Raw genomic sequence first — 24303 nt, forward strand, 5'->3', positions numbered from 1 at the left:
TGATGGGTTTAGCTCTTATTTCTTCGGACGCTTGGTCCCGTATTTGGAACGGCCTTGCATCCGGTTTTGCACACCGGCGGTATCGAGAGCGCCCCGGACGATGTGGTAACGGACACCGGGAAGGTCTTTCACCCGGCCGCCGCGAACCAGCACGACGGAGTGCTCTTGCAGGTTGTGACCGATCCCCGGGATGTAGGCCGTCACTTCGATGTTGTTGGACAGACGCACACGAGCGTACTTCCGCAACGCGGAGTTCGGCTTCTTCGGTGTCATCGTGCCCACACGGGTGCAGACCCCACGTTTTTGCGGAGAGCTTTGGTTGGTTGTTTCTTTGCTGTAGCTGTTGTAACCGTGTTGAAGGGCGGGAGCGGTGGATTTCTCCACTTTGCGCTTCCGGCCTTTGCGGATGAGCTGGTTAATCGTCGGCATAGTCGTCACCTCCTTCGTTTTTTAAGTCCACAGAGCCAGGCGGTTCATATTGAGGCATAAAATTGGAACCCACTCCAAACCGAACCGCGTCCGTCTCCGCGGCACGCGGTTCGGTTTGGATTATCGCGGGCTTCCAATGGTTTGCTCTCATCTCAGGATGGCAGCCGTTGCCGCTCCCACGTCGATCCCGCAGGCTTTCCCCAACTCTTTCATCGAGTCGACGTAGTGGAGCGCGACGCCATGGTTCCGGCACAGGCTGGTTAGGGATTGCTTGATCCGCTCATCGGCATCCCTCGCAATCAGCACCTCCTGCGTCTTCCCCTGTTCGATCGCTTTTTTCGTCTGCTTGGCTCCAATTAACAGCGAACGCGCCTCTTTCACTTTTTCATAAGACAAGGAAGTAGCCCTCCAAAGTGAATTGAACCCTAAGCACACGACGATATCTTACCACCTGGGTCCGGCGTTGTCAACAAGTGGTGGATCGGATCTGCCCCGGAAAAATCCGGGCCGATCTCTCCCACTCCTCTACTCTACCAAGACCGTTTCGGCGGTTTCTTCTGCATCGGTGTCCCCGGCGGTTTCTTCCAGGGAATCAACAGCCATGTGACGGTAACGGGACATCCCGGTCCCCGCGGGGACCAATTTCCCGATGATCACATTTTCCTTCAGACCGAGCAGGCGGTCCACTTTCCCTTTGATAGCAGCATCGGTAAGCACCCGGGTCGTCTCTTGGAAAGAGGCAGCGGAAAGGAAGGATTCCGTTTCCAAGCTGGCCTTGGTGATCCCGAGCAAGATCGGACGGGCCACCGCCGGCTCACCGGCAACAAGGAGGGATTTCTGGTTCGCCTCTTCGTACTCGTGAATGTCGACGAAGGAACCGGGCAATAGATCCGTATCGCCGGAGTCGGTGATCCGCACCTTGCGCATCATCTGACGGATCATCACCTCGACGTGCTTGTCGTTGATCTCAACCCCCTGCAGACGGTAGACCTTCTGCACTTCCTGCAGGATGTATTCCTGAACGCCATGCACACCTTTGACACGAAGGAGTTCCTTGGGATCGATGGAGCCTTCCGTCAGCTCATCCCCGGCCTCCACTGTATCCTCCAAGTTCACTTTCAGGCGGGAACCGTATGGGATCGTGTAGGTTTTCGTCTCCACATCGCCTTCGATTTCCACTTCCCGGCGGTCCTTCACCTCGCGGATATCGGACACTTTACCGGCGATTTCCGTGATGGTAGCCTGCCCTTTCGGGTTCCGAGCCTCAAACAGCTCCTGGATCCGGGGCAAACCTTGGGTGATGTCGTCACCAGCCACACCGCCGGTATGGAAGGTCCGCATCGTCAGCTGGGTACCGGGTTCGCCGATGGACTGAGCAGCGATAATCCCAACGGCCTCTCCGATTTCCACTGGAGTGCCCAAAGCCAGGTTGCGACCGTAGCACTTGCGGCAGACCCCATGGTGGGTGCGGCAGGCAAGAACGGAACGGATCTCTACTTCTTTGACACCGGCTTCGATGACGGTAGAGGCCAGTTCCTCGTCGATCAGCTTATTGCGCTCGACGATGACGTCTCCCGTCTCCGGATGGCGAACGGTCTTGAAAGCAACCCGACCGACAATCCGGTCATATAGTTCCTCGATGACTTCTCCGCCGTCGGCAATCACACTGACCGCCAAGCCTTTGTCGGTGCCACAGTCATCTTCCCGGACGATCACATCCTGAGCGACGTCAACGAGACGACGGGTCAGATAACCGGAGTCAGCGGTACGAAGCGCCGTATCCGCCAGACCTTTCCGGGCACCGTGCGTGGAGATGAAGTACTCCAACACCGTCAACCCTTCCCGGAAGTTGGACTTAATCGGCAACTCGATGATCCGTCCGGAGGGGTTGGCCATCAATCCGCGCATCCCGGCAAGCTGGGTGATCTGAGAAACGTTACCCCGTGCCCCGGAGTTGGCCATCATATAGATCGGGTTGAACTTACCCATCTGCCTCATCAAGACTTCGGTGATATCGTCCTTGGCCTGGCTCCAGATCGAAATAACCCGCTCGTACCGTTCCTCTTCCGTGATAAGACCGCGCCGGTACTGCTTCAGCACCGTCTCCACTTTTTTCTGAGCTTCATCCAGAATCTCCTGTTTCTGCTCAGGTACGATAACGTCGGAGACGGACATCGTAATGCCAGCTTTGGTGGAGTAGGAGTAGCCGAGAGATTTGATATTGTCCAGCAACATCGAAGTCTCTTTGGTACCGAAACGGCGGAAACACTCGGAAATAATTGCCCCGAGAAACCCTTTCTTCAAGGCGCCGGCATCCGGCATCGACTTAATCTTTTCAGGGATGTCGACTCCCTTGTCGTAGATGAAGTACTTCTCCGGCGTTCCCTTGGTCAAGTTTTCCTTGGACGGTTCGTTGATATAAGGGAATTCATCGGGGAAGATCTCGTTGAAGATCAGCTTGCCGACGGTGGTGAGCAACAACCCTTCCTGTTGCTTCTCGTTGAAAGAGGCCTTATTCAAACTCTTCACCGGGATCGCGATGCGGGTATGGAGCGTAGCAATTCCCTGGGTATAGGCGTTAATCGCCTCACCGACAGTGGAGAGAACCAGCCCTTCTCCCGGTGCGCCCTCTTTTTCCAAGGTGAGGTAATAAGAACCCAACACCATGTCCTGAGAAGGAGTAACAACCGGCTTACCGTCCTTCGGGTTCAAGATATTCTGGGCCGCCAGCATCAGCAGGCGCGCCTCGGCTTGGGCTTCAGCGGAGAGGGGAACGTGAACGGCCATTTGGTCTCCATCGAAGTCCGCGTTGTAGGCGGTACAAACGAGAGGATGGAGACGGATAGCCCTCCCTTCCACCAGGATCGGTTCAAAAGCTTGAATTCCGAGACGGTGAAGGGTGGGAGCACGGTTGAGAAGCACCGGATGTTCCTTGATGACCGCTTCCAGCACGTCCCATACCTCGGGGTGAACCCGTTCCACTTTCCGCTTGGCACTTTTGATGTTATGGGCGAGCCCTTTGGCCACCAGTTCCTTCATGACGAAGGGTTTGAAGAGTTCCAGGGCCATTTCCTTCGGCAGACCGCATTGGTACATTTTCAGATACGGCCCGACAACGATCACAGACCGGCCGGAGTAGTCAACCCGCTTACCCAACAGGTTTTGGCGGAACCGACCCTGCTTCCCTTTCAACATGTGGGAAAGAGATTTGAGCGGGCGGTTGCCTGGACCCGTCACAGGACGACCGCGGCGACCATTATCGATCAGGGCATCGACAGCCTCCTGTAGCATCCGCTTTTCATTCTGAACGATGATGTCCGGGGCCCCCAAGTCAAGGAGACGCTTGAGGCGGTTGTTCCGGTTAATGACCCGGCGGTACAGATCGTTCAAGTCCGAGGTAGCGAATCGGCCCCCATCCAGTTGCACCATCGGGCGCAATTCCGGCGGGATCACCGGCAGGACATCCAATACCATCCAGTCCGGGTCATTGCCAGAAGCACGGAACGCTTCCAGCACTTCCAGACGCTTGATAGCTCGGTTACGACGCTGTCCCTGGGCGGTTTGCATCTCTTCCTTCAAACCCTGCACTTCTTTGTCCAGGTCGATGTCGGCAAGGATCCGCTTGATCGCTTCGGCACCCATCATCGCCGTAAAAGCATTGCCGTACTTTTCCCGGTAACTCCGGTACTCCTTCTCGGAAAGGAGTTGCTTTTTCTCCAGAGGCGTTGCACCGGGATCGACGACCACATAGGATGCGAAGTAAATCACTTCTTCCAGAGAGCGGGGGGACATATCCAGTACCAACCCCATGCGACTCGGAATCCCTTTGAAGTACCAGATATGAGAAACGGGTGCGGCCAATTCGATATGGCCCATGCGCTCCCGACGCACCTTAGAACGGGTTACCTCCACGCCGCAACGGTCACATACGACGCCTTTGTAGCGAACACGCTTGTATTTCCCGCAGTGACACTCCCAGTCCTTGGTCGGTCCAAAGATCTTCTCGCAGAAAAGACCTTCTTTTTCCGGCTTCAGGGTCCGGTAGTTAATCGTTTCTGGCTTCTTCACCTCACCCCGCGACCAGGAACGAATTTTATTCGGCGAGGCAAGGCCGATTTTCATAAACTCAAAGTTATTGACGTCCAGCACTGGGCTTTCCCTCCTCAGGATCATCCCGTATCAAACGCGAGCTTCACAATGATCCCTTGATGGCAAAACGCCTCATGGATCGAGGCCCAACGGGTAGGTTACGAAGACCGGTCGACTTCCGTTTCCATCTCCAGTCCGATTTTATCGGAAGCCGGTTCGTCATCCTCGTCAATCTCCCGGATCTCGATCTCCTGTTCGTCTTCCGCAAGGATCTTGACGTCCATGCCCAGGCTCTGCAGTTCTTTAATCAGAACTTTAAAGGACTCGGGCACACCGGGTTCGGGGACATTCTCCCCTTTGACGATGGATTCATAGGTTTTCACGCGGCCAACCACGTCGTCGGACTTGACGGTGAGAATCTCCTGAAGGGTATAGGCGGCGCCATAGGCTTCCAGCGCCCACACCTCCATCTCCCCGAACCGCTGCCCGCCGAACTGGGCTTTCCCGCCCAGCGGCTGCTGCGTGACGAGGGAGTACGGACCAGTGGAACGGGCATGGATTTTATCGTCTACCATGTGGGCCAGTTTGATCATGTACATGACCCCGACCGTCACCCGGTTTTCAAAGGGTTCACCCGTCCGACCGTCAAACAGGCGAGTTTTCCCGTCGGCATCAAGACCCGCTTCCACGAGAGCGTCGAAGACATCCTGTTCCGTCGCTCCGTCAAACACCGGGGTTGCCATGTGCAGACCCATCTGCCGGGCCGCCATACCCAGGTGAATTTCCAACACCTGTCCGATGTTCATCCGCGAGGGGACACCCAAGGGGTTGAGGACAACCTGAACCGGAGTCCCGTCGGGAAGGAAAGGCATATCCTCTTCGGGCAGCACCCGTGCGATAACACCCTTGTTCCCGTGACGACCAGCCATTTTATCCCCTTCGGAAATCTTCCGCTTCTGGGCGATATAAACCCGCACCAGCTGGTTGACCCCTGGAGGTAACTCGTCGCCGTTCTCCCGCTCGAAGACCTTCACATCCACCACAATCCCGTCGGTACCGTGGGGAACGCGCAGGGAGGTATCGCGAACTTCTCGGGCCTTTTCGCCAAAGATCGCGTGCAGAAGGCGTTCTTCTGCAGTCAACTCTGTCACCCCTTTGGGGGTCACTTTGCCGACCAGGATGTCGCCGGATTTGATCTCCGCACCAATTCGGATGATCCCGCGTTCATCCAAGTGCTTCAGCGCTTCCTCACCGACATTGGGGATGTCCCGAGTAATTTCTTCCGGCCCCAGTTTGGTGTCCCGCGCTTCTGATTCGTATTCCTCGATGTGGACCGAGGTGTAGACATCCTCTTTCACCAGTTTCTCAGAAAGAAGGATGGCGTCTTCGTAGTTGTACCCTTCCCAGGTCATGAAGGCGACGACAACGTTGCGACCGAGGGCCATCTCACCCTGATCGGTAGAAGGACCATCTGCAAGGGTGTCGCCCACCTCGACCTTTTCACCGGCTCGAACGATCGGGCGCTGGTTAATACTGGTTCCCTGATTGGATCGGATATACTTGTGCATCTTATACTTATCGAGATCTCCTTTGACAAGGCGTCCGTCCACTTCTTCCTCGTGTCGGACCCACACCTCGTCAGCGGTTACCCGCTCAACGGTACCGGGCCGCTTGGCCAGCACCATCACCCCGGAATCCTTAGCTGACTTGTACTCCATCCCGGTGCCGATAAAGGGGGCTTCCGGTTTCAACAAGGGCACAGCTTGCCGTTGCATGTTGGAACCCATCAGGGCCCGGTTGGAGTCGTCATTTTCCAGGAAGGGGATACAGGCCGTCGCTACGGACACTACCTGTTTCGGAGACACATCCATGAAGTCAACGCGTTCCCGGGGAACGGGCATCGTCTCCTCCTTGTAGCGAACAATCACCTGTTCATTGACGAATTGGCGGCTCTCATCCAATTGCGCGTTGGCCTGAGCGACATAGTAGTTGTCCTCTTCGTCCGCCGTCAGATAGACGATCTCGTCCGTCACCTTGTTGGTTTCCGGATCCACTTTCCTGTACGGGGTTTCAATGAACCCATAGTCGTTGATGCGGGCGTAGGAGGAAAGGGAGTTGATTAGCCCGATGTTGGGACCTTCCGGGGTCTCAATCGGACACATCCGTCCATAGTGGGAGTGGTGAACGTCCCGAACCTCGAACCCGGCTCGTTCCCGGGTCAGCCCTCCAGGACCGAGAGCGGAGAGACGCCGTTTGTGAGTCAGTTCCGCCAACGGGTTGGTTTGATCCATGAACTGGGATAGCTGAGAACTACCAAAGAACTCCTTGATGGACGCGATCACCGGTCGGATGTTAATCAAGGCCTGGGGTGTAATCGCATTGGCGTCCTGAATGGACATCCGTTCCCGGACCACCCGTTCCATGCGGGAGAGACCAATGCGGAATTGGTTCTGCAACAGTTCACCCACGGAACGGAGACGACGGTTACCCAGATGGTCGATGTCATCGGTGTTCCCTACCCCGTGAAGCAGGTTGATAAAGTAGTTGATGGAGGCAATGATGTCCTCCGGAGTGATGTTTTTAACGGATTGGTCCACCAAGCCGTTGGACATCACTTGGATCACCTTGCCGTCTTCGATAGGGGAGAAGATCTTGATCGACTGCAACTTGATCAAGCCGTCTTCCGGAACACCGCCTCGCACGGAATGTTCTATCCAGCCGAAGCCATCCTCTTGTTCCAGGATCGGCATTAACCGGTTGGCGACACGCCGATCCACCACCTGACCCGCTTCGGCGATGATTTCGCCGGTTTCTGGGTCTACTACCGTCTCAGCCAGCCGCTGGTTGAGTAGACGGTTTTTAATATGGAGTTTCTTATTCATCTTGTACCGGCCCACATTGGCCAGATCATAACGCTTAGGATCGAAAAAGCGGGAGAACAGGAGACTGCGCGCGTTGTCAGCCGTTGGCGGTTCGCCGGGGCGCAATCGTTCGTAAATCTCGATCAGCGCTTTTTCGGTATTGCCCGTATTGTCCTTGTCAAGGGAGTTGCGGATGTACTCGTCTTCCCCTAGCAAGTCCAGGATTTCGGCGTCACTCGAATATCCGAGAGCACGCAAAAGTACCGTCACCGGGATTTTCCTTGTACGGTCGATCCGTACATAGATGATATCTTTGGCGTCGGTTTCGAACTCCAGCCACGCCCCGCGGTTCGGGATCACCGTGGCAGTGTATGTCGGTTTACCGTTCTTATCTACTTTGCTGTTATAATAGACGCTGGGCGAACGAACCAGCTGGCTGACGATAACCCGCTCAGCACCGTTAATGATAAAGGTACCGGTATCTGTCATCAGCGGGAAATCGCCCATAAACACTTCCTGCTCTTTTACTTCGCCCGTTTCTTTGTTGATCAGCCGCACTTTCACACGAAGTGGTGCAGCGTAGGTAACATCCCGCTCCTTGGATTCATCGACGGAATACTTGGGCTCTTCCAACGTATAGTCGATAAACTCCAGAACCAGGTTCCCTGTAAAATCCTCGATAGGCGAAATATCCTGGAACATCTCACGCAGCCCCTGATCCAGGAACCACTGATACGACCTCTGCTGGATTTCGATCAGGTTGGGCAGATCGAGAACTTCATTAATTCTCGCGTAACTCCGCCGCTTTCGCCGACCGTATTGGACCAGTTTACCTGCCAAACGTGCTCCCCCCTCGAACCCAGTCGGTTGCGTCCAGTCCCGGGAAAGGACCGTCCGCTTCGATTCCCTGCGTATTGCACGCAGACATCGTCACATTCTTACCCAATAGATTTCAGATGTGAAACCATCCCCGCTCCGCAAAGGGCTCGGTGGCCACATCCTCTATCCAATATATAATTGAACCCTATAGTACCTCATTTTTCCAACCATGAGGGTCTATTTACACAGGGTAACCAAAAAGCCCGTTACTCATACACAACAAAAAACACCCGAACGCTGTTGGATTCCAGTTTCAACAAGCAATGGGTTTAGCATTCTAAAACGATATCACAGAGCAAACCCCATGTCAATAAAAATTATGGTTTCTTTTTTGCCTGCAAAACCCAGAATCCCTTCTTCTTATCTGCTAGCTTCACTGAATCGAAGAGCTCTTCCAGCTTCGAGCGTGCTGAGGGTCCTCCGTGCTGCTTCCGTATGACCACCCACAGTTCTCCGCCCGGGGCCAGGTGGGCGAAAGATTCCTCAAACAGGCGATAAACCGTTTGTTTGCCGGCCCGGATCGGCGGGTTGGTTAAGACGGTATCATAGTTCCGTCCGGATAGGGCAAAAAACCCGTCACTTTCCAGAACCTCAACTCGGTCCTCTACCTTGTTGAAGTGTGCGTTCCGTTTTGCAAGGTCCAGGGCACGATGGTTGATATCCACCATCGTCACCCGGCAGCCCGGTACCGTGCGAGCGATACTGATACCCACCGGCCCGTATCCGCAGCCAAGATCCAATACATCACTCTGCTTCGGCACCTGCACTGTATCGATTAACAGGCGTGTCCCGTAATCGACGCCTTTTTTGGCAAAAACGCCGGCATCCGCGATGAAACGCAGGTGAACACCCCGCAGTGTGGTCTCAAACTCCCGCTCCCTGCTTTCCGTACCCGGGCGGGAACTGTAATAATGGTCAGTCATTGCAGCATCCCTCTTCTTAACTTATAGGAATTCTTTTCCTATACGGAGGTATCCATCCCGATATAGAAAAAGACCCGTCGGCTCTTACGCCGGCGGGTCCGGCAGACCGGTGGGAGTTACTTCAGTTCCACCGTGGCACCGGCTTCTTCCAACTGGGACTTGATTTCTTCGGCATCTTCTTTGGAGATGCCTTCTTTCACCGGGCTCGGAGCACCGTCAACCAGGGCTTTCGCTTCTTTCAGGCCCAGCCCGGTGATGCCGCGCACAGCTTTAATGACATTAATTTTGGAAGAACCAGGGTTGGCCAGGATCACGTCGAATTCGGTTTGCTCTTCAGCGGCTTCAGCAGCAGCGCCACCGCCAGCAACAGCCACCGGAGCAGCAGCGGTTACACCGAATTCTTCTTCGATCGCTTTGACCAGGTCGTTCAGTTCGAGCACGCTCATGCCTTTGATGGCTTCGATGATTTGCTCTTTACTCATGATACTACCTCCCAAATATGTTGGTTATACGTGTGAAATTCCCTACAAAATGCAAACGAGATCAACCCGCTTCCGGCTCGCCGCCTTCTTTGTCGGCCACCGCTTTGACGGCGAGGGCGACATTTCGCATCGGGGCTTGCAAGACGGAAAGCAACATGGACAAGAGCCCTTCGTGAGAAGGCAAGTCGGCTAGTGCCTGGATTTCAGCCGTGTCCACCACGCGTCCTTCGACGACTCCACCCTTGATTTCCAGGGCTTTGTGGTCTTTGGAAAACTTATGGAGAACTTTGGCCGGAGCCACCACGTCTTCATTGGAGAAAGCGATGGCGGTCGGTCCCACCAGGTGTTCGTCCAGAGCCGTCAGGTCGGTTTCTGCCGTGGCCCGACGGGTCATGGTGTTTTTCAGTACATGGTATTCGACACCTGCTTCCCGCAGTTGTTGCCGCAGCTCGGTCATTTCAGCAACGGTCAAACCACGGTAGTCTGTCAGGATGGTCGATTTGCTGTCCTTTAGCTTCTCGGCGATATCGGCTACCACTTGTTTCTTTCTTTCAATTGCCGTAGACATGAACACACCTCCTTGGGAGAAATCAATCCCGCACAACGAAAAAGCCTTCGCTGCAGACAGACGAAGGCCGGGAACAACCGCAACCGTCCCCCTTACGGGAAACACACGGATCCGTTCCATTACCTCGGCTGGTTTTTTAAGCGCAAAGCGCCCCTGCTGTCTGCGGTAAGAACTGTATTCGATTGTCGCGGTCTGGTTTATTTTATCAACCGCCTAAAATCAGCGGCCGGTAAAACGCGTAGTGCTCACAGTGACACCAGGTCCCATGGTGGAAGTGACGGTGGCATTTTTCATGTAGGTGCCTTTGGCGGCAGCTGGCTTTGCTTTTAGCAAGGTATCCGCCAGTACGGAGAAGTTCTCTATCAATTTCTCGGTGTCGAAGGAGACTTTTCCGATCGGCGCGTGGATGTTGCCGGACTTGTCAGCACGGTATTCGATCTTACCGGCCTTGACTTCTTCGACGGCCTTGGCCACATCGAAGGTGACGGTTCCGGTCTTCGGGTTCGGCATCAAGCCGCGAGGACCCAGGATCCGACCCAGCTTACCCACTTGGCCCATCATGTCCGGCGTGGCGATCACGACATCAAAGTCCAGCCATCCCTGGCTCACTTTGTTCACCAAGTCTTCTTCACCCACATAGTCGGCACCGGCCTGCTCGGCCTCTTTTGCCTTTTCACCCTTGGCGAAAACGAGGACACGTTTGGTCTTCCCTGTGCCATGGGGTAGGACGACAGCACCACGGACCTGTTGATCCGCCCGTTTGGTGTCAATCCCGAGCCGGAAAGCCGCTTCGACAGTTTCATCAAACTTGGCCGGAGCCACCTCTTTTACCAGCCGGAGCGCCTCTTCCACTTCGTAGACTTGTTCCCGGTCGATCTTCTTCAGCGATTCTTGGTATTTCTTGCCATGTTTAGCCACGGATATTCCTCCCTTCGTGGTCATAACGGATGATCCTCCCACTCGCAGGGACAGCCCGTGGCGGCTGGCCCCGCGTGTTTAAACGCCTTAGTCTTCGATGACGATACCCATGCTGCGGGCAGTTCCTTCCACCATTCGCATGGCGGCTTCCACGTCAGCGGCGTTCAAATCGGGCTTCTTCAGCTCAGCGATCTCGCGGACTTTCTCCCGCTTAATCGTGGCCACTTTGTTCTTATTGGGCTCCCCGGACCCCTTATCGAGACCAGCAGCTTTTTTCAGCAGAACCGCAGCCGGCGGCGTCTTGGTGATAAAGGTGAAGGAACGGTCTTCGAAAACCGTGATTTCCACCGGGATAATCATACCCGCCTGGTCAGAGGTACGGGCGTTAAATTCTTTACAAAAGCCCATGATGTTCACGCCGGCTTGACCGAGCGCCGGACCGACGGGCGGTGCCGGGTTGGCTTTGCCAGCGGGAATTTGCAGCTTGACCATTTTGATAACTTTTTTGGCCACACCATACAACTCCCTTCAGTAATGTGGTTCCCTCGGGTTAAACCCTCCCACGGTCGGACGACCGATCCATACGAGAAATCAGCACGGAGCGGCTCCGAATGAACCCAAACATTCATACTGTAGCACATTTTCCTCCATATGGGAAGGAAAGTGACGGTTAAAGTTTTTCCACCTGGTAGAAATCCAGCTCCACCGGGGTTTCCCGACCAAACATGTTCACTAGAACCTTCAGCTTCTGGCGATTGATGTCCACCTCTTCGATCGTACCCACGAAGTTGGCAAATGGACCTTCTTTCACCTTTACGCTCTCGGAGATTTGATAGTCCACTTTAGGCCGGGCTTCTTCCATCCCCATCTGGTTGAGGATGGTATGAACTTCGTTCGGCATAAGGGGAGTTGGTTTGGAGCCGGAGCCGGTGGAACCCACGAAGCCCGTCACGCCCGGGGTGTTACGCACCACGTACCACGAGTCGTCGGTCATCACCATTTCAACCAACACGTAGCCCGGAAAAACCTTACGCTGGACGGCCTTACGCTTTCCATCCTTGTGCTCGATCTCTTCCTCCGTCGGCACGAGGACGCGGAAGATCTTATCCTCCATCTCCATGGAGTGGACCCGTTTCTCCAGGTTGGTTTTCACCTTGTTTTCATATCCGGAGTACGTGTGGACGACATACCAGTTCTTCTCCATGAAATCAGGGCTATAACGCCCTGTCCCCCCTTATGACAAATTTGACCCCGTCATCCGTCACGGACGAATCATTTTGACCAATTCGTACATGCCGAGGTCAACGACAAAGATGAACAGCGTAACAAAAAATACCGTCACCAATACCACCAGAGTGTAGTTCACCAGCTCCTGACGGCTGGGCCAGCGAACCTTTTTCAGTTCAGCGACACCGGACTGGATGAAGCTGGCGGTCCCGGTTACACTTCTCTTGATACCGGTTCCGAGTCGGCCGAGAAAACCCATGCGCTGATCCCCCCTGCGAAATAATCAGTCCCTTTACTTCGTTTCGCGGTGCTGTTTGTGTCCATTACAACGGGGGCAGAATTTGCGGAATTCCATCCGGTCCGGATGTTTCCGTTTATTCTTAGTGGTAGAATAATTTCGCTCTTTGCATTCCGTGCAAGCCAGCGTTACCAATACCCGCATGTTGAAACACCTCCTTGACTCCGCGGTACGCGGACCCTATTCACGGGCGTAATACAAAATACCCAAACAACTTTATCATACCGTGTTTGGCATGTCAATGAATGACAGTCCTACACTGGGAGCCGTCGTCAGCCCCTCCCAAAGGCAGTATCCTCTTAATTTTTGTGGGCTCCCAGACCTTCTTTTCTTCCCTATCAAAAAAACGCCCGGAAACCATCACAGCCGTCTCTCCAGTATACCCTCTCCTTGCAATTCTTCAAACCCTACCGGAATTTCTGATTTTCTTTTGGAGTCGGAAGGATTTTGACGATTCGTGTCGAAATGTTAGTCAAAGAGAAAGAAAACGAACAGGGGAACCATACCCTGTTCGGCTTCTACCAATGTATGCGGTTCCGTTTTATGGAGCAACTTCCCTGACTTCCAGGTAACGCTCCAGCTTCCGCTTCACCCGTTGCAAGGCATTATCAATGGATTTGACATGTCGGTTCAAGTCGACAGCGATCTCTTGGTACGATCGACCGTCTAAGTAAAGCATCAATACCTGTCTCTCTAACTCGCTTAAAATTTGCGACATTTTATCTTCGATGTCGTCAAACTCCTCCTGGTTGATGTACAGTTCTTCCGGATCGGATACACGACCACCCGTGAGGATGTCCATCAACGTCCGGTCCGAATCTTCATCGTAAATAGGCTTGTCCAGAGAGACATAGGAATTGAGGGGGATGTGCTTCTGGCGCGTCGCCGTCTTAATGGCAGTGATGATCTGACGAGTAATGCACAACTCGGCAAAAGCCTTAAATGAGGCCAGCTTGTCCCCGCGGAAATCACGAATCGCCTTATAAAGGCCGATCATCCCTTCCTGCACGATATCCTCGTGGTCCGCGCCGATCAGAAAATAAGAGCGTGCTTTGGCCCGGACGAAGTTTTTGTATTTGTTGATCAATTGCTCCAATGCGGTGCCGTCAGCCATCCGTACGGCTTCCACCAGCTCTTCGTCGGTCATCGTCTCATAGCCTGTCAACGCGCTCCATTGAAGATTGACGCTCACCTTCATCCCTCCGACCCGTTGGCTGGAAAACCATGATAGGTACATTATATCTGAGTTGCAACAAAAACGTCAAATTTTCACCTATTTTTTCCGTCTCCATTTTTCCAGCGCTTCCAACAACTCTCCTTTTAACCCCTGCCCTAACGTATACCGCTCCCTTTCCGCTTCCCTGATCCGCTGGGCAATGTTTCCCTTCATGGTCGACAAATCCCGGATAAGTTCCCGAGCGGAGAGCCGGTAGGCCCCCTGCCCGAACACCATCCGTTGTTCCAGATAATCCGAGGTGGCCACGTAAATGTGCCGTCCCGGTTTTTTATGTTGCCTGACCAACCGCTCAATCAGCTGATCCGCGGTCTCATGTTCCCGGGTGAACCAGACGGTGATCCCACTCGCCATTTCTCTGTTCTCCGCCCCTGGGGAACGGTGGGCATCAAAGACGAGCATCACCTTTCTCCCTGTAACGGCTTTGTATTCCGAGAGTAATGAGGCCAATTGGCGCCGAGCTTCCTCTAATGGAAGAGCAGACCAGTCGGTATGTGCCCCTATCACGTTGTAACCGTCGACGATCAGCCACTCTTCCATATTCGTTCACCCGTTACCCTTCACGCTTCCGCAGGACTTCATACATGAACAAAGCAGCTGCGACGGAAGCATTCAGGGAGGAGACCTTTCCTTTCATCGGGAGCTTCACCAGAAAATCACACCGTTCGCGTAAACGGCGGCTGATCCCTTTCCCTTCATTGCCGATAATCAGGGCGAGAGGCACCGCATAGTCGACAGCATCATACCGGTCCGGGGAAGAAGCATCGCTTCCAACCAACCATATCCCCTGTCCCTTCAATTCCTCCGCCGTCCGGTTCAAGTTGGTCACCCGGGCGACGGGGACATGTTCGATGGCACCAGCAGATGTTTTGGCTACAATGGACGTCAGTCCAACCGCCCGCCGTTTCGGAATAATCACGCCATGAACGCCGGAAGCATCCGCTGTCCGCAGGATCGACCCCAGGTTATGAGGATCTTCGATCCCGTCCAATAGTAGGAAGAAAGGAGGCTCTCCTTTTGCTTCCGCCCGCCGGAACAGATCATTCACGCTGGCGTAATCGTGAGCAGCCACCAACGCAGCTACTCCCTGATGATTCTCCCCCTCCGCCACTTGATCCAGTTTTTTGCGGGGAACTTCCTGCACAGGGATACCGGCTTTTTTCGCCGTCGAGAGCAGATCACCCAGAGGGCCCTTACCGCTTCCTTCTGCTAGAAGCAACTTTTCCGTTTTTCGTTCCGCCTTCAGCGCTTCCCGCACCGCTTGTCGACCAATTACCCATTCATTCGCCACGGCTCTCTCCCTCTTCCAGTGCATGAATCATCTTTGTCATCATCTCGGTAAGCCGGTCCGTACGCCCTGTCAGATACCAGTGACCGACAAGCGCTTCTAGCCCTGTTGCATAGCGGTATTCCGAGGGCTTTGCGTTTTTGGGAATACTGCCCGATTTAGCGTTTCGTCCCCGCCGGAGGATATCCCATTCTTCCTCGGTCAACAAGCTTTCTACCTCCCGCAATACTCGGGCCTGAGCCGGAGCGGATACAAACTTAACCGCCTCTTGATGGACTTCATTGGGCCGGATGTTCCCCCCAGTCACCAACTTACAGCGGACATAAAGTTCATAGACTGCGTCTCCGAGGTATGCAAGCAGGAGAGGATTCACTTCACGGGTCTCATCAAAAATAGCCGGTTCTGTCATTCCAATTTGCATGCCGCTCCTCACTTTCGTCGCCAGCGCACGCCTTGAGGCGTGTCTTCCAACAGGATGCCTTTTTCCGCGAGCTCGTCGCGAATGGCGTCTGCCCGGGCAAAGTCTCGGGCTCGCCGCGCCTGCTGTCGCTCTTCGATTTTAGCTTCAATTTCGTGATCCAGGTCCTTTTGCCTCCCGGTAACAACAAGACCGAGGATTTCCTCCCCAAAGCGTTCAAACCAATGGAACATAGCCTTCAACGAGCCACGGGAGACCACATCCTCCGCCACCAACTCGTTGGAAAAACGTACAGCCTCAAAGAGGACGCTGATCGCGTTCGCGGTGTTCAAGTCATCATCCATCTCCCGCTCGAAATCCGCGGTAAGCGCATCGAGTCGCTCTGTCACCCAAGATACGGCCTCCCCGTCCATCGCCGCTTCCATGCGGTGCTGCAGGTTGGCAATCGCATTGTCGAAGCGTTCCAGCCCGGCTTCGATCTGGGGCATTGATTCAGCGGTGAAGGAAATCGGATTGCGGTAGTGAGCAGAAAGAAGGAAGTACCGAATGACCCGCGGATCATATTCTTCCCGTAAATCTCTCACGGTCACCACGTTGCCGAGGGATTTGGACATCTTCTCCGAGCCCATGTTGATATAGCCGTTGTGTAACCAGTAGTTAGCGAAGGGTTTTCCATTCCAAGCTTCACTCTGGGCGATTTCGTTCTCATGATGGGGAAAACAAAGATCCATCCCGCCAGCATGGATATCCAGCGTTTCCCCGAGGTATTGTTTCGACATGGCGGAGCACTCGATGTGCCAGCCCGGCCGTCCTTCCCCCCAAGGGCTCTCCCACGAGATTTCGCCGGGCTTCGCCTTCTTCCACAAAGCAAAATCCAGCGGGTTTTCCTTTTTTTCGTTCACTTCGACCCGGGCTCCGGATTTTAATTCCTCTGTCGACTGGTGGCTCAGTTTCCCGTAGTCATCTTTTTTCAGGGAACGGTAATAGACATCCCCGTCGGCCTCATAGGCGTACCCTTTGTCAATCAGGACTTGGATCCCTTCGATCATCTTTCCGATGTGATCCGTGGCTCGCGGATGGATGTCTGCCCGCCGAACTCCGAGGGCGTCCATATCCTCAAAATAGGCCTCGATATACATTTCAGCCAGTTCCGGAACCGTCGTACCTTCTTCCTCCGCACGCCGTATCAATCGATCATCCACGTCCGTGAAATTCTGTACATAGGTGACGTCAAAATTCCTGTATTCCAGGTAACGTCGAAGGACGTCGAAGAAGACGAATACCCGGGCGTTTCCGATGTGAATATAGTTGTAAACCGTCGGGCCACATACGTAGACACCTACATTGTTTCCCTCTATAGGACGGAAAGTTTCCCGTTTTCTAGTCAGAGTGTTGTACAGGCGCATAGCCATCTCGCTTTTTCTCCCTTCGTTCTGACTCCCACTCGTCCTTCAGCCTACCCAACTCCATCCGTAACGAATCAATCTCCCGCTGCAGATCACGGCAAGTTTCCGCCACAGGGTCCGGAAGGTTCACCTGGTCCAGGTCGCTCTTATCTACACGGACGCCATCCCGGATCACCACACGACCCGGCACACCCACGACCGTAGAATTAGGCGGGATTTCACGCAGCACGACAGAACCTGCGCCGATCTTGGAGCAACGCCCGATCCGCATGGAACCTAGCACCTTAGCTCCGGAAGCGATCAGAACACCATCCTCGACAGTGGGGTGTCGTTTCCCCTTTTCCTTGCCGGTTCCACCCAGGGTCACCCCCTGGTATAGGGTGACATAATCACCGATTTCACAGGTCTCCCCGATCACGACACCCATACCGTGGTCAATGAAAAACCCTTTGCCGATCCGTGCACCGGGATGGATTTCGATCCCAGTAAAAAAACGGCTCATCTGAGAGATGACACGGGCGATCAGAAACCGATTGCGCTTATAAAACCAATGGGCCAGGCGATGCGCCCAGATGGCGTGAATACCCGAATAGGTGATCATCACCTCAAAAACACTTCTTGCCGCTGGGTCCCGATCAAAAACGGCATCGATATCCGATTTCAACAACGCGCGGATTTCGCGGATTCGCTTCATCAGAGCCATTTCGCCTGCACCACCTTTCAGTCGGAGCGAGAAACCCGCCCCGGATTCCTGGTATAAAAAAATCCCTGCAACCCGAAGGCTGCAGAGACGGTTGATTCCGCGGTTCCACTCTGCTTGACCGATGCGCCACAGCATTGGTCCGGCTTGATCCCTGTAACGGCGGGGTTACCGGCCCACCCTACTTCCCAAAGGGGTTCGGGCGGGCAGCTCCCGGGGGCATTTCCGGCGGATGGGGAACAGGGCCTTCTCAGCCTCGCGGCCCCTCTCTGGGGTTCCATCCCCGCCGTACTTTCCCGGTCATCGCCCGGTTTCGTCCTTTTGGTTCGGTTGTTAGTCCTCATTGTACTAAAAAAACGCAAGGCGTGCGACAGGAATGAACCGGAACATCCACATATTTTTGCCGGATAGTCACTTCTCTGCCAACAAAGCCTGTAGGCGAGCGATCACACGTTCTTTCCCAAGAAGAGAAATCGCTTCACGGAGGTCTGGGCCGTGGACTTCACCGGTAACGGCAGCCCTGACAGGCATAAAAAGCTGCTTCCCTTTATACCCTGTCTCTTTTTGGACGGCCTTCAACATCCCTTTTACTCCATCCGGGGTGATCTCTCCCTCGGATTCCGTCAGTTTCTTCATGAAAGAGGCGGCGACTTCCGGCACCTGCTCTTGGGCGAGGACTTCCTTTGCCTCGGCGGAAGGGACTGCTTCCTTCCGGAAGAACATCTCGGTCAGTTCGACGATTTGAGCCACATAATCCAGCTGTTCTTGATAGAGCCCCACTAACCGTGTGACCCAGGTCCGTTCCTCTCCAGCAGGATTTTCAGAGATCCGGCCAGCCTTGGCTAAGTGGGGAATAGCCAGTTCCGTAATCCGTTCCAGGGAAGACTCCTTGATGTAATGGTTGTTCATCCATTTTAGCTTCCCGTTATCGAAAACAGCCGGCGCCTTGGAAACCCGCTCCAGGGAGAAGAGACCCTTTAGTTCTTCGGCGGTGAAAATCTCCTCTTCCGCTTTTTCTCCTTCCGGCGCCCAGCCAAGAAGGACGAGGAAGTTGATGATCGCTTCCGGCAGGAATCCGAGATCCCGGTATTGGTCGATAAACTGGATGATCGACTCATCCCGCTTACTCATCTTCTTCCCATCGGGGTTTAGGATAAGCGGGACATGGGCGAATCGGGGGGGCTCCAATTCGAAAGCTTCATAGAGAAGGATCTGACGCGGGGTATTAGAGAGATGCTCCTCTCCCCGAACGACGTGGCTGATTTCCATTAAGGCGTCATCCACGGTGACAGCGAAGTTATAAGTCGGACGTCCATCAGGCCGGGCCAGGATAAAATCGCCGATTCCTTCAGTCTCAAAGCGGACTTCACCCCGGACTAGATCCTCGACCATGATCGTGCGCCCTTCAGGCACACGAAAACGGATGGAAGCTTGGCGACCCTCCGCTTCAAAGGCGGCCCGCTCGGCCTCCGAGAGATTTCTACAGCGTCCGCTGTATTTGGGGGCTTCCCCCTCCGCTAGCTGCCGCTCCCGTTCCCGTTCCAGCTCTTCCTGGGTGCAATAGCAGGGATAGGCCTGTCCTGCCTCCAAGAGACGGCTCAGATATTCCCGGTAGAGATCCAGACGTTCCATCGACCGATATGGGGCAAAGGGCCCGCCGACGTCGACACTTTCATCCCATTCAACCCCGAGCCACTTCAAGGCAGCCATCTGTTTTTCCTCGGCGTCAGCCAAGTTCCGTTCCACATCGGTATCCTCGATTCGCACGACGAAAGCCCCGCCGTGTTTGCGAGCCCATAAATAGCTGAATAGCGCCGTCCTCGCCCCACCGATATGCAGGTGCCCGGTCGGGCTCGGGGCGTAGCGCGTACGTACTCGATCCGCCATTCTTCTCGTCACCTCATCTATGAACTTGTTGCCCAACGGCAGCGGTCGCTTCCCCGAAAGTGATCATCCTTCCCGAAACAGGCAGACGACAGCCATCGCGGCAATCCCTTCTTCCCTTCCGGTGAAGCCCAGCTTTTCGGTAGTGGTCGCTTTTATATTAATATCCGATAATTCCGCTTGAAGAAGCTCTGCCACTCGCTCCCGGATCTCCGGGATAAAAGGAGCCATTTTCGGTTTTTGGGCAATCACCGTCGCGTCCAAGTTGCCTAGTTTATATCCGGCCTCAGCGGCCATCTCCCACACCGTACGCATCAATTCAGCACTGTCGGCCCCTTTGAAACGGGGATCGGTATCGGGAAAGTGTTTGCCGATGTCTCCTTTCCCGAGTGCCCCCAGCACAGCATCCGAGATGGTATGCAGGAGGACATCAGCATCGGAGTGACCCGCCAGCCCCCTAGGATAAGGAATCGTAACCCCTCCCAGGATCAGCGGCCGGCCCTCGGCAAATGCATGTACATCAAACCCTTGTCCCACTTTGATCATCGGCAGATCTCCTCATCTTCCAAATTGCTTCCGCCAACACCAGATCTTCCGGCGTAGTCAGTTTCAGATTCGCATAGTCCCCCCGAACTACTTTGACAGAAACCCCGAGAGCCTCCGCAAGCATGGCATCGTCAGTCGCTGGAAGATCTGCTTGCGCCCCCTTCGCATGGGCTTCAAGAAGCAAAGCACGGGAAAAAGCCTGGGGAGTCTGTACCGCCCACAGACGGCTGCGTTCCAACGTCTTCTCCACATAACCCGCTGGGGACACTTGCTTCACCGTATCCTTAACAGGGACCGCCAGGATAGCTGCCCCCGTTTCCTGAACCGCTTTCAGCAGTTCATCGATGTTTTTCTGGGTTACAAAGGGGCGAACCGCATCATGGACGAGAACCCACTCGGCATTCACCCTTTTTAACCCCTGAAATACACTTTCCTGTCTTTCCTCGCCGCCCTTCGTCAGGAGCACCCGGCCCGGGTCGAACCCATGGCGAGCTAGGAGGCTTTCCACGGCTTCCTGCTCTTCTTCCCTCACCGCCAGCACAATATGGCCCACAGCGGGATGAGAGTCAAAGATGCGAAGGGTGCGAATAAGGACAGGCTCTCCCGCCAGATCAAGGAACTGTTTGCTTACGGTTGACCCCATCCGCTTACCAATCCCTGCTGCAGGGATCACGACTCCAACTCGCAACGATTCGTATCCCCCTTTAAAAACACAAGATCGCCCGGCGACGGCGTTTCCACCCGTCGCCGGGCGATAAGGTTGACCGGCCCTTTCCTGCTTTCGGTTACAACGCCCGTTCGAGCAGTTTGGGTTTGGCAAAAATCATTCTCCCTGCAGATGTTTGTAACACACTGGTGACCAATACGTCAATCCGTTCACCGATGTATTCGCGTCCGCCTTCAATGACAATCATGGTTCCGTCATCGAGATAGGCCACACCCTGTCCGTGTTCCTTCCCGTCTTTGATCACCTGCACGTTGATCTCTTCGCCTGGTAGGACAACGGGTTTGACAGCGTTGGCTAGATCATTTATGTTGAGGACTTTGACGCCCTGCAGCTCACACACCTTATTTAAGTTAAAGTCATTGGTCACCACTTTGCCGGAAAGCACCTTCGCTAGTTTCACCAACTTGCTATCCACTTCGGAAACTTCTTCAAAGTCCCCTTCATAGATCAGGACCCGCATATTGAGTTCTTTCTGGATTTTATTGAGAATATCCAACCCACGCCGACCTCGGTTTCGTTTTAGTACATCGGAAGAATCAGCGATATGCTGAAGTTCTTCCAAAACGAAACTAGGAATGACCAGGGTTCCCTCCAGAAAGCCCGTCCGACAGATGTCGGCGATCCGTCCATCGATGATAACGCTGGTGTCCAGGATCTTGTGCTCTACCTCACGAGCTTCTTTGTCCTTTTTCACTTTTTCCTTTGTCTGCCGACCCATCGTGAATATCGAGATTAATTCGTCCCGCTTCTTGTATCCGACACGGAAACCGAGATAGCCTAAGAGTGCTGATACCAGAATCGGAAGAATGGAAGAGATACCGGGAATCGGCAGCTCCGCCAGGGGCGGTTCGACCAAATAGGCTACAATAAGACCCAAGATCATCCCCAACGCACCGAATAGGGTATCTGCAGCAGGAACTTTGACCAGCCGCTCCTCACTCCATTGAATCCACCGGACGACATAATCGGAGAACCACAGGGTGGCCACATACAGGAGGACCGCCCCCAAAACGGCTCCGATATATTGGGGACCCGGTACATCACCCAAGTCTAAGGGGGGATTTTGAAGCAGCTTCGGACCGACATAGAATCCGATTGTCGCTCCGATCAATGCGAACGCAATTTGTACAAACCTCTTTAACACGGGGCTTCACCTCCTCATTAGCATTATAGACAATCCTCTTAGATGGAAACCCTGTATTTTGCAAAGTTGTGAGGAAAAATCCCCGCCTTTAATTCTTTACCCTTTTCACCCTGAAGCTTTTTCACCTGATTGGATAATTTGATCGAGGAGCCCGAAAGCTTGATGTTCATCCATCTCCTTAGCCAACACCATCTCGCTGATCAGGATCTGGCGGGCATTATCCAACATCTTGCGCTCCCCGGTGGAAAGCCCTTTTTCTCGTTCTCGGAGTACCAAACAACGGACCACATCAGCCATATCGTGGATGTCCCCGCTTTTCATCTTATCCAAGTTAGCCCGGTAGCGGCGGTTCCAGTTGTTCGATACATCGTGGTCACCTGTGCTCAGGCGTTCAATCACTTCGGTAATGGTCGCTTCGTCAACGACTTCCCTCAGGCCGATGCTATCTACATTATTCATCGGGATCATCACTTTCATATCCCCGATTGGCAGCCTCATGATGTAATATTGCTGCGACTCCCCGAGGATTTCTTTCTCTTCGATGGATTCGATGATGCCTGCACCGTGCATGGGGTAGACCACTTTGTCACCGATATTGAACAAAAAACCCACCTCCAAGGGCAATATCCATTTTCCAAGATATCACAACCCAGGAGAGATGTCAATAAATTTAAACCAAATATATTAGCACAGGTTATCGAAGACCGTCAACACTTTTTTCAAAAATTCCGGGCATATTCCGGTTTAGGCAGAGACGAAGCTGGATTGACACTTTTTGCAAAACATGGCTATAATGGTCTCGTATCGAATCTTCAGTCGCTTCCGACATTTTCCCTACGCCCCTTTACGGGGCCCCGGGTTCCAACAGGGTGAGGTGAACAAGATGGATCCAAGGATCCTGGAGGCTTTCCAACAACAAGTGTCCGAGCTTCTGCTCCGTCACCGTAGTTTTTTGGACGTCTCCTCAAAATTCCAAGAGTCAAACAGTCGGATCAACCGTGCGGTAACCAAGTCGGTCACCGAATGCGGCTGCATGGAAATTCAAGCAAGCTGCCAGCCTTTTCAGGGAGATCTCCCTCTGACGGAGATGAAAGATCAAGTCCATACCCATCTGTCCGGCCGACTTTGCGATCACTGCTTGGATGTGGTAAAGGAGGAAATGGGCAAAAACCTGTTTTATATGACCGCTCTATGCAACCTTCTGGATATCTCCCTGGAGGAAGTCGTGGAGAAAGAGGCAAACAAGCTTTCGACTCTTGGCGTCTTCAACCTACGATAAACGGGGTGAGCTAGCGGGTGGCGGGAAAAGGTTAAGGCCGAGGGCCTACTATTCCTTTCTCCAGATCCGACCTAAAACCTTCTTTATTTTTCTATAATTGGAAAAGTCAGCTCTTCGCCAAAAGAGCGGAGACGGTTTTTCTTTCTTCCCTTTTTCGCAACACCAAAAACACCCCTTCAACGTGAAGAGGTGTTTTTCTTTACGGTTTAAATTCCTCAATCGGTTCATCCCCATTCCCGCGGCGCCTCCGTGTGACGGTCCGTTTAACTCCATAGAAGGCGTAAAGAGCTAGAGGGATGAAGACAATTTTGGGGAACTCCTCGGGAAATCGCGCCGCCATCCAGCCAAGGAGGATAATGATCAACGGAGCTACCCAATAAGCACTCCGTGGGATGCCCACCTTTTTGAAGTTGGGATATTTAATCTGACTGACCATTAGGAAGGAGAGGAAAAGCATCCCCACGACGAGGATTACTGGATTGTCAACCACACCGCTGTATAACGCCATAGTGGCTAGAACCCCTCCAGCCGCCGTGATCGGAAGGCCGATAAAGTAGCCGGGAATCCCCGGGTGGACGTTGAACCGGGCGAGGCGGAGAGCACCGCAAATCGGGAAAACAGCGGTAATAATCCACCCCAGAACACCCAGTTCATGTAGGATAGTAGTATACATGATAAGTGCAGGGGCCACTCCGAAAGAGATCACGTCCGAAAGGGAGTCCAGCTCTTTGCCGAATTCGCTCTGGGTATTCAACATACGGGCAACTCGGCCGTCTAATCCATCCAGAAACATACCGATAATCACCATGATTGCCCCGTACTTCCACTCACCCTGAACGGCTAGAATCATGGCCACGATGCCTAAGAATAAGTTCCCGACCGTAAAAACGCTTGGTAATGCTCGTGCAAACATGACTGGGAACCTCCTAAATCGATTGATATCGTTATCCGCCTATCCAGCGACAGACCCCTCCCCGTTTTAGAACTTCTTGTACTGCGCGGA

General features: G+C 53.8%; 25 protein-coding genes and 2 other annotated features. Of the genes, 1 reads left to right on the forward strand and 24 read right to left on the reverse strand.

Going from position 1 to position 24303, the window contains the following annotated elements:
- Window positions 1-15: 15 nt before the first annotated feature.
- The 23 genes from rpsL to ACFOUO_RS01305 all read right to left on the reverse strand — a co-directional run bounded on the left by rpsL (window position 16) and on the right by ACFOUO_RS01305 (window position 22624).
- The gene (gene rpsL, locus ACFOUO_RS01195; protein ID WP_380701324.1) at window positions 16-429 is read right to left on the reverse strand and encodes a 30S ribosomal protein S12; all 414 of its coding nucleotides are present in this window, start codon (window positions 427-429) and stop codon (window positions 16-18) included.
- Window positions 430-576: 147 nt separating this feature from the next.
- Entirely contained in the window at window positions 577-825 is a 249-nt protein-coding gene (locus tag ACFOUO_RS01200) for a 50S ribosomal protein L7ae-like protein (protein WP_380701326.1), read from the reverse strand.
- A gap of 129 nt (window positions 826-954) precedes the next feature.
- Window positions 955-4578: a DNA-directed RNA polymerase subunit beta' gene (gene rpoC / locus ACFOUO_RS01205; RefSeq protein WP_380701328.1), complete on the reverse strand. Its 3624-nt coding sequence runs from the start codon at window positions 4576-4578 to the stop codon at window positions 955-957.
- Between the two features lie 98 nt (window positions 4579-4676).
- The gene (rpoB, locus tag ACFOUO_RS01210; protein ID WP_380701330.1) at window positions 4677-8219 is read right to left on the reverse strand and encodes a DNA-directed RNA polymerase subunit beta; all 3543 of its coding nucleotides are present in this window, start codon (window positions 8217-8219) and stop codon (window positions 4677-4679) included.
- Window positions 8220-8575: 356 nt separating this feature from the next.
- A complete protein-coding gene (locus ACFOUO_RS01215; protein ID WP_380701332.1) occupies window positions 8576-9181 on the reverse strand; it encodes a class I SAM-dependent methyltransferase in 606 nt (201 codons plus the stop codon).
- Window positions 9182-9297: 116 nt separating this feature from the next.
- A complete protein-coding gene (rplL, locus tag ACFOUO_RS01220) occupies window positions 9298-9663 on the reverse strand; it encodes a 50S ribosomal protein L7/L12 (RefSeq protein WP_380701334.1) in 366 nt (121 codons plus the stop codon).
- 61 nt (window positions 9664-9724) lie between these two features.
- On the reverse strand, window positions 9725-10231 hold the full coding sequence (rplJ, locus tag ACFOUO_RS01225; RefSeq protein WP_380701336.1) for a 50S ribosomal protein L10: 507 nt from the start codon (window positions 10229-10231) through the stop codon (window positions 9725-9727).
- Window positions 10232-10259: 28 nt separating this feature from the next.
- Window positions 10260-10415 (reverse strand) — a sequence feature (ribosomal protein L10 leader region).
- A gap of 35 nt (window positions 10416-10450) precedes the next feature.
- Complete coding sequence (gene rplA / locus ACFOUO_RS01230; RefSeq protein WP_380701338.1) at window positions 10451-11149, reverse strand: 50S ribosomal protein L1; 699 nt, start codon at window positions 11147-11149, stop codon at window positions 10451-10453.
- A gap of 87 nt (window positions 11150-11236) precedes the next feature.
- Entirely contained in the window at window positions 11237-11662 is a 426-nt protein-coding gene (gene rplK, locus ACFOUO_RS01235; RefSeq protein ID WP_380701340.1) for a 50S ribosomal protein L11, read from the reverse strand.
- A gap of 157 nt (window positions 11663-11819) precedes the next feature.
- On the reverse strand, window positions 11820-12353 hold the full coding sequence (nusG, locus tag ACFOUO_RS01240) for a transcription termination/antitermination protein NusG (RefSeq protein WP_380701342.1): 534 nt from the start codon (window positions 12351-12353) through the stop codon (window positions 11820-11822).
- A 57-nt stretch (window positions 12354-12410) separates the two neighbouring features.
- Window positions 12411-12635 carry a preprotein translocase subunit SecE gene (gene secE / locus ACFOUO_RS01245; RefSeq protein ID WP_380701344.1) on the reverse strand — a complete coding sequence of 75 codons (225 nt, stop codon included), beginning with the start codon at window positions 12633-12635 and terminating at the stop codon, window positions 12411-12413.
- 33 nt (window positions 12636-12668) lie between these two features.
- Window positions 12669-12818 (reverse strand): 50S ribosomal protein L33, encoded by a 150-nt coding sequence (gene rpmG, locus ACFOUO_RS01250; RefSeq protein ID WP_380701346.1) that lies wholly within the window; start codon window positions 12816-12818, stop codon window positions 12669-12671.
- A 397-nt stretch (window positions 12819-13215) separates the two neighbouring features.
- Window positions 13216-13872 (reverse strand): RNA polymerase sporulation sigma factor SigH, encoded by a 657-nt coding sequence (sigH, locus tag ACFOUO_RS01255; RefSeq protein ID WP_380701348.1) that lies wholly within the window; start codon window positions 13870-13872, stop codon window positions 13216-13218.
- 75 nt (window positions 13873-13947) lie between these two features.
- On the reverse strand, window positions 13948-14448 hold the full coding sequence (locus ACFOUO_RS01260) for an NYN domain-containing protein (RefSeq protein WP_380701350.1): 501 nt from the start codon (window positions 14446-14448) through the stop codon (window positions 13948-13950).
- 13 nt (window positions 14449-14461) lie between these two features.
- A complete protein-coding gene (gene rlmB / locus ACFOUO_RS01265; RefSeq protein ID WP_380701352.1) occupies window positions 14462-15199 on the reverse strand; it encodes a 23S rRNA (guanosine(2251)-2'-O)-methyltransferase RlmB in 738 nt (245 codons plus the stop codon).
- A complete protein-coding gene (locus tag ACFOUO_RS01270) occupies window positions 15189-15617 on the reverse strand; it encodes a Mini-ribonuclease 3 (RefSeq protein ID WP_380701354.1) in 429 nt (142 codons plus the stop codon). The genes rlmB and ACFOUO_RS01270 overlap by 11 nt, the downstream gene beginning before the upstream one ends.
- An 8-nt stretch (window positions 15618-15625) precedes the next feature.
- Window positions 15626-17026, reverse strand: coding sequence for a cysteine--tRNA ligase (cysS, locus tag ACFOUO_RS01275; protein ID WP_380701356.1), 1401 nt, complete (start codon window positions 17024-17026; stop codon window positions 15626-15628).
- On the reverse strand, window positions 16995-17714 hold the full coding sequence (gene cysE, locus ACFOUO_RS01280) for a serine O-acetyltransferase (RefSeq protein ID WP_380701615.1): 720 nt from the start codon (window positions 17712-17714) through the stop codon (window positions 16995-16997). Before cysE ends, cysS begins: the two co-directional genes overlap by 32 nt.
- 89 nt (window positions 17715-17803) lie before the next feature.
- Window positions 17804-18033 (reverse strand) — a binding site (T-box leader).
- A gap of 98 nt (window positions 18034-18131) precedes the next feature.
- Window positions 18132-19607 carry a glutamate--tRNA ligase gene (gene gltX / locus ACFOUO_RS01285; RefSeq protein WP_380701358.1) on the reverse strand — a complete coding sequence of 492 codons (1476 nt, stop codon included), beginning with the start codon at window positions 19605-19607 and terminating at the stop codon, window positions 18132-18134.
- Window positions 19608-19670: 63 nt separating this feature from the next.
- Window positions 19671-20150, reverse strand: coding sequence for a 2-C-methyl-D-erythritol 2,4-cyclodiphosphate synthase (gene ispF / locus ACFOUO_RS01290; RefSeq protein ID WP_380701360.1), 480 nt, complete (start codon window positions 20148-20150; stop codon window positions 19671-19673).
- On the reverse strand, window positions 20125-20838 hold the full coding sequence (gene ispD / locus ACFOUO_RS01295; protein ID WP_380701362.1) for a 2-C-methyl-D-erythritol 4-phosphate cytidylyltransferase: 714 nt from the start codon (window positions 20836-20838) through the stop codon (window positions 20125-20127). The genes ispF and ispD overlap by 26 nt, the downstream gene beginning before the upstream one ends.
- 97 nt (window positions 20839-20935) lie before the next feature.
- A complete protein-coding gene (locus ACFOUO_RS01300) occupies window positions 20936-22021 on the reverse strand; it encodes a PIN/TRAM domain-containing protein (RefSeq protein WP_380701364.1) in 1086 nt (361 codons plus the stop codon).
- A gap of 105 nt (window positions 22022-22126) precedes the next feature.
- The gene (locus ACFOUO_RS01305) at window positions 22127-22624 is read right to left on the reverse strand and encodes a CarD family transcriptional regulator (RefSeq protein ID WP_380701366.1); all 498 of its coding nucleotides are present in this window, start codon (window positions 22622-22624) and stop codon (window positions 22127-22129) included.
- A 280-nt stretch (window positions 22625-22904) separates the two neighbouring features.
- Here ACFOUO_RS01305 and ACFOUO_RS01310 point away from each other — a divergent pair, with 280 nt between their 5' ends.
- Window positions 22905-23300, forward strand: a complete 396-nt coding sequence (locus ACFOUO_RS01310; RefSeq protein WP_380701368.1) for a DUF1573 domain-containing protein — start codon at window positions 22905-22907, stop codon at window positions 23298-23300.
- Between the two features lie 199 nt (window positions 23301-23499).
- On the opposite strand, the gene pssA is transcribed toward ACFOUO_RS01310, so the two are convergent.
- Complete coding sequence (gene pssA / locus ACFOUO_RS01315) at window positions 23500-24213, reverse strand: CDP-diacylglycerol--serine O-phosphatidyltransferase (RefSeq protein WP_380701370.1); 714 nt, start codon at window positions 24211-24213, stop codon at window positions 23500-23502.
- Window positions 24214-24303: the final 90 nt, after the last annotated feature.

Source organism: Salinithrix halophila, assembly GCF_042650125.1.
Lineage (GTDB): Bacteria > Bacillota > Bacilli > Thermoactinomycetales > DSM-45169 > Salinithrix > Salinithrix halophila.

Excerpts from the sequence above, each read along its gene's own strand:
- ACFOUO_RS01310 (WP_380701368.1), top strand. The coding sequence starts at position 22,905 with ATGGATCCAAGGATCCTGGAGGCTTTCCAACAACAAGTGTCCGAGCTT.
- ACFOUO_RS01215 (WP_380701332.1), bottom strand. The coding sequence starts at position 9,181 with ATGACTGACCATTATTACAGTTCCCGCCCGGGTACGGAAAGCAGGGAG.
- cysS (WP_380701356.1), bottom strand. The coding sequence starts at position 17,026 with ATGGCTATGCGCCTGTACAACACTCTGACTAGAAAACGGGAAACTTTC.
- ispF (WP_380701360.1), bottom strand. The coding sequence starts at position 20,150 with ATGATCAAAGTGGGACAAGGGTTTGATGTACATGCATTTGCCGAGGGC.
- ACFOUO_RS01260 (WP_380701350.1), bottom strand. The coding sequence starts at position 14,448 with ATGGAAGAGTGGCTGATCGTCGACGGTTACAACGTGATAGGGGCACAT.
- nusG (WP_380701342.1), bottom strand. The coding sequence starts at position 12,353 with ATGGAGAAGAACTGGTATGTCGTCCACACGTACTCCGGATATGAAAAC.
- pssA (WP_380701370.1), bottom strand. The coding sequence starts at position 24,213 with ATGTTTGCACGAGCATTACCAAGCGTTTTTACGGTCGGGAACTTATTC.
- rplJ (WP_380701336.1), bottom strand. The coding sequence starts at position 10,231 with ATGTCTACGGCAATTGAAAGAAAGAAACAAGTGGTAGCCGATATCGCC.
- rpmG (WP_380701346.1), bottom strand. The coding sequence starts at position 12,818 with ATGCGGGTATTGGTAACGCTGGCTTGCACGGAATGCAAAGAGCGAAAT.
- secE (WP_380701344.1), bottom strand. The coding sequence starts at position 12,635 with ATGGGTTTTCTCGGCCGACTCGGAACCGGTATCAAGAGAAGTGTAACC.
- gltX (WP_380701358.1), bottom strand. The coding sequence starts at position 19,607 with ATGGCGGATCGAGTACGTACGCGCTACGCCCCGAGCCCGACCGGGCAC.
- rpsL (WP_380701324.1), bottom strand. The coding sequence starts at position 429 with ATGCCGACGATTAACCAGCTCATCCGCAAAGGCCGGAAGCGCAAAGTG.
- rplL (WP_380701334.1), bottom strand. The coding sequence starts at position 9,663 with ATGAGTAAAGAGCAAATCATCGAAGCCATCAAAGGCATGAGCGTGCTC.
- ACFOUO_RS01270 (WP_380701354.1), bottom strand. The coding sequence starts at position 15,617 with ATGCAAATTGGAATGACAGAACCGGCTATTTTTGATGAGACCCGTGAA.
- cysE (WP_380701615.1), bottom strand. The coding sequence starts at position 17,714 with ATGAAGCGAATCCGCGAAATCCGCGCGTTGTTGAAATCGGATATCGAT.
- sigH (WP_380701348.1), bottom strand. The coding sequence starts at position 13,872 with ATGAAGGTGAGCGTCAATCTTCAATGGAGCGCGTTGACAGGCTATGAG.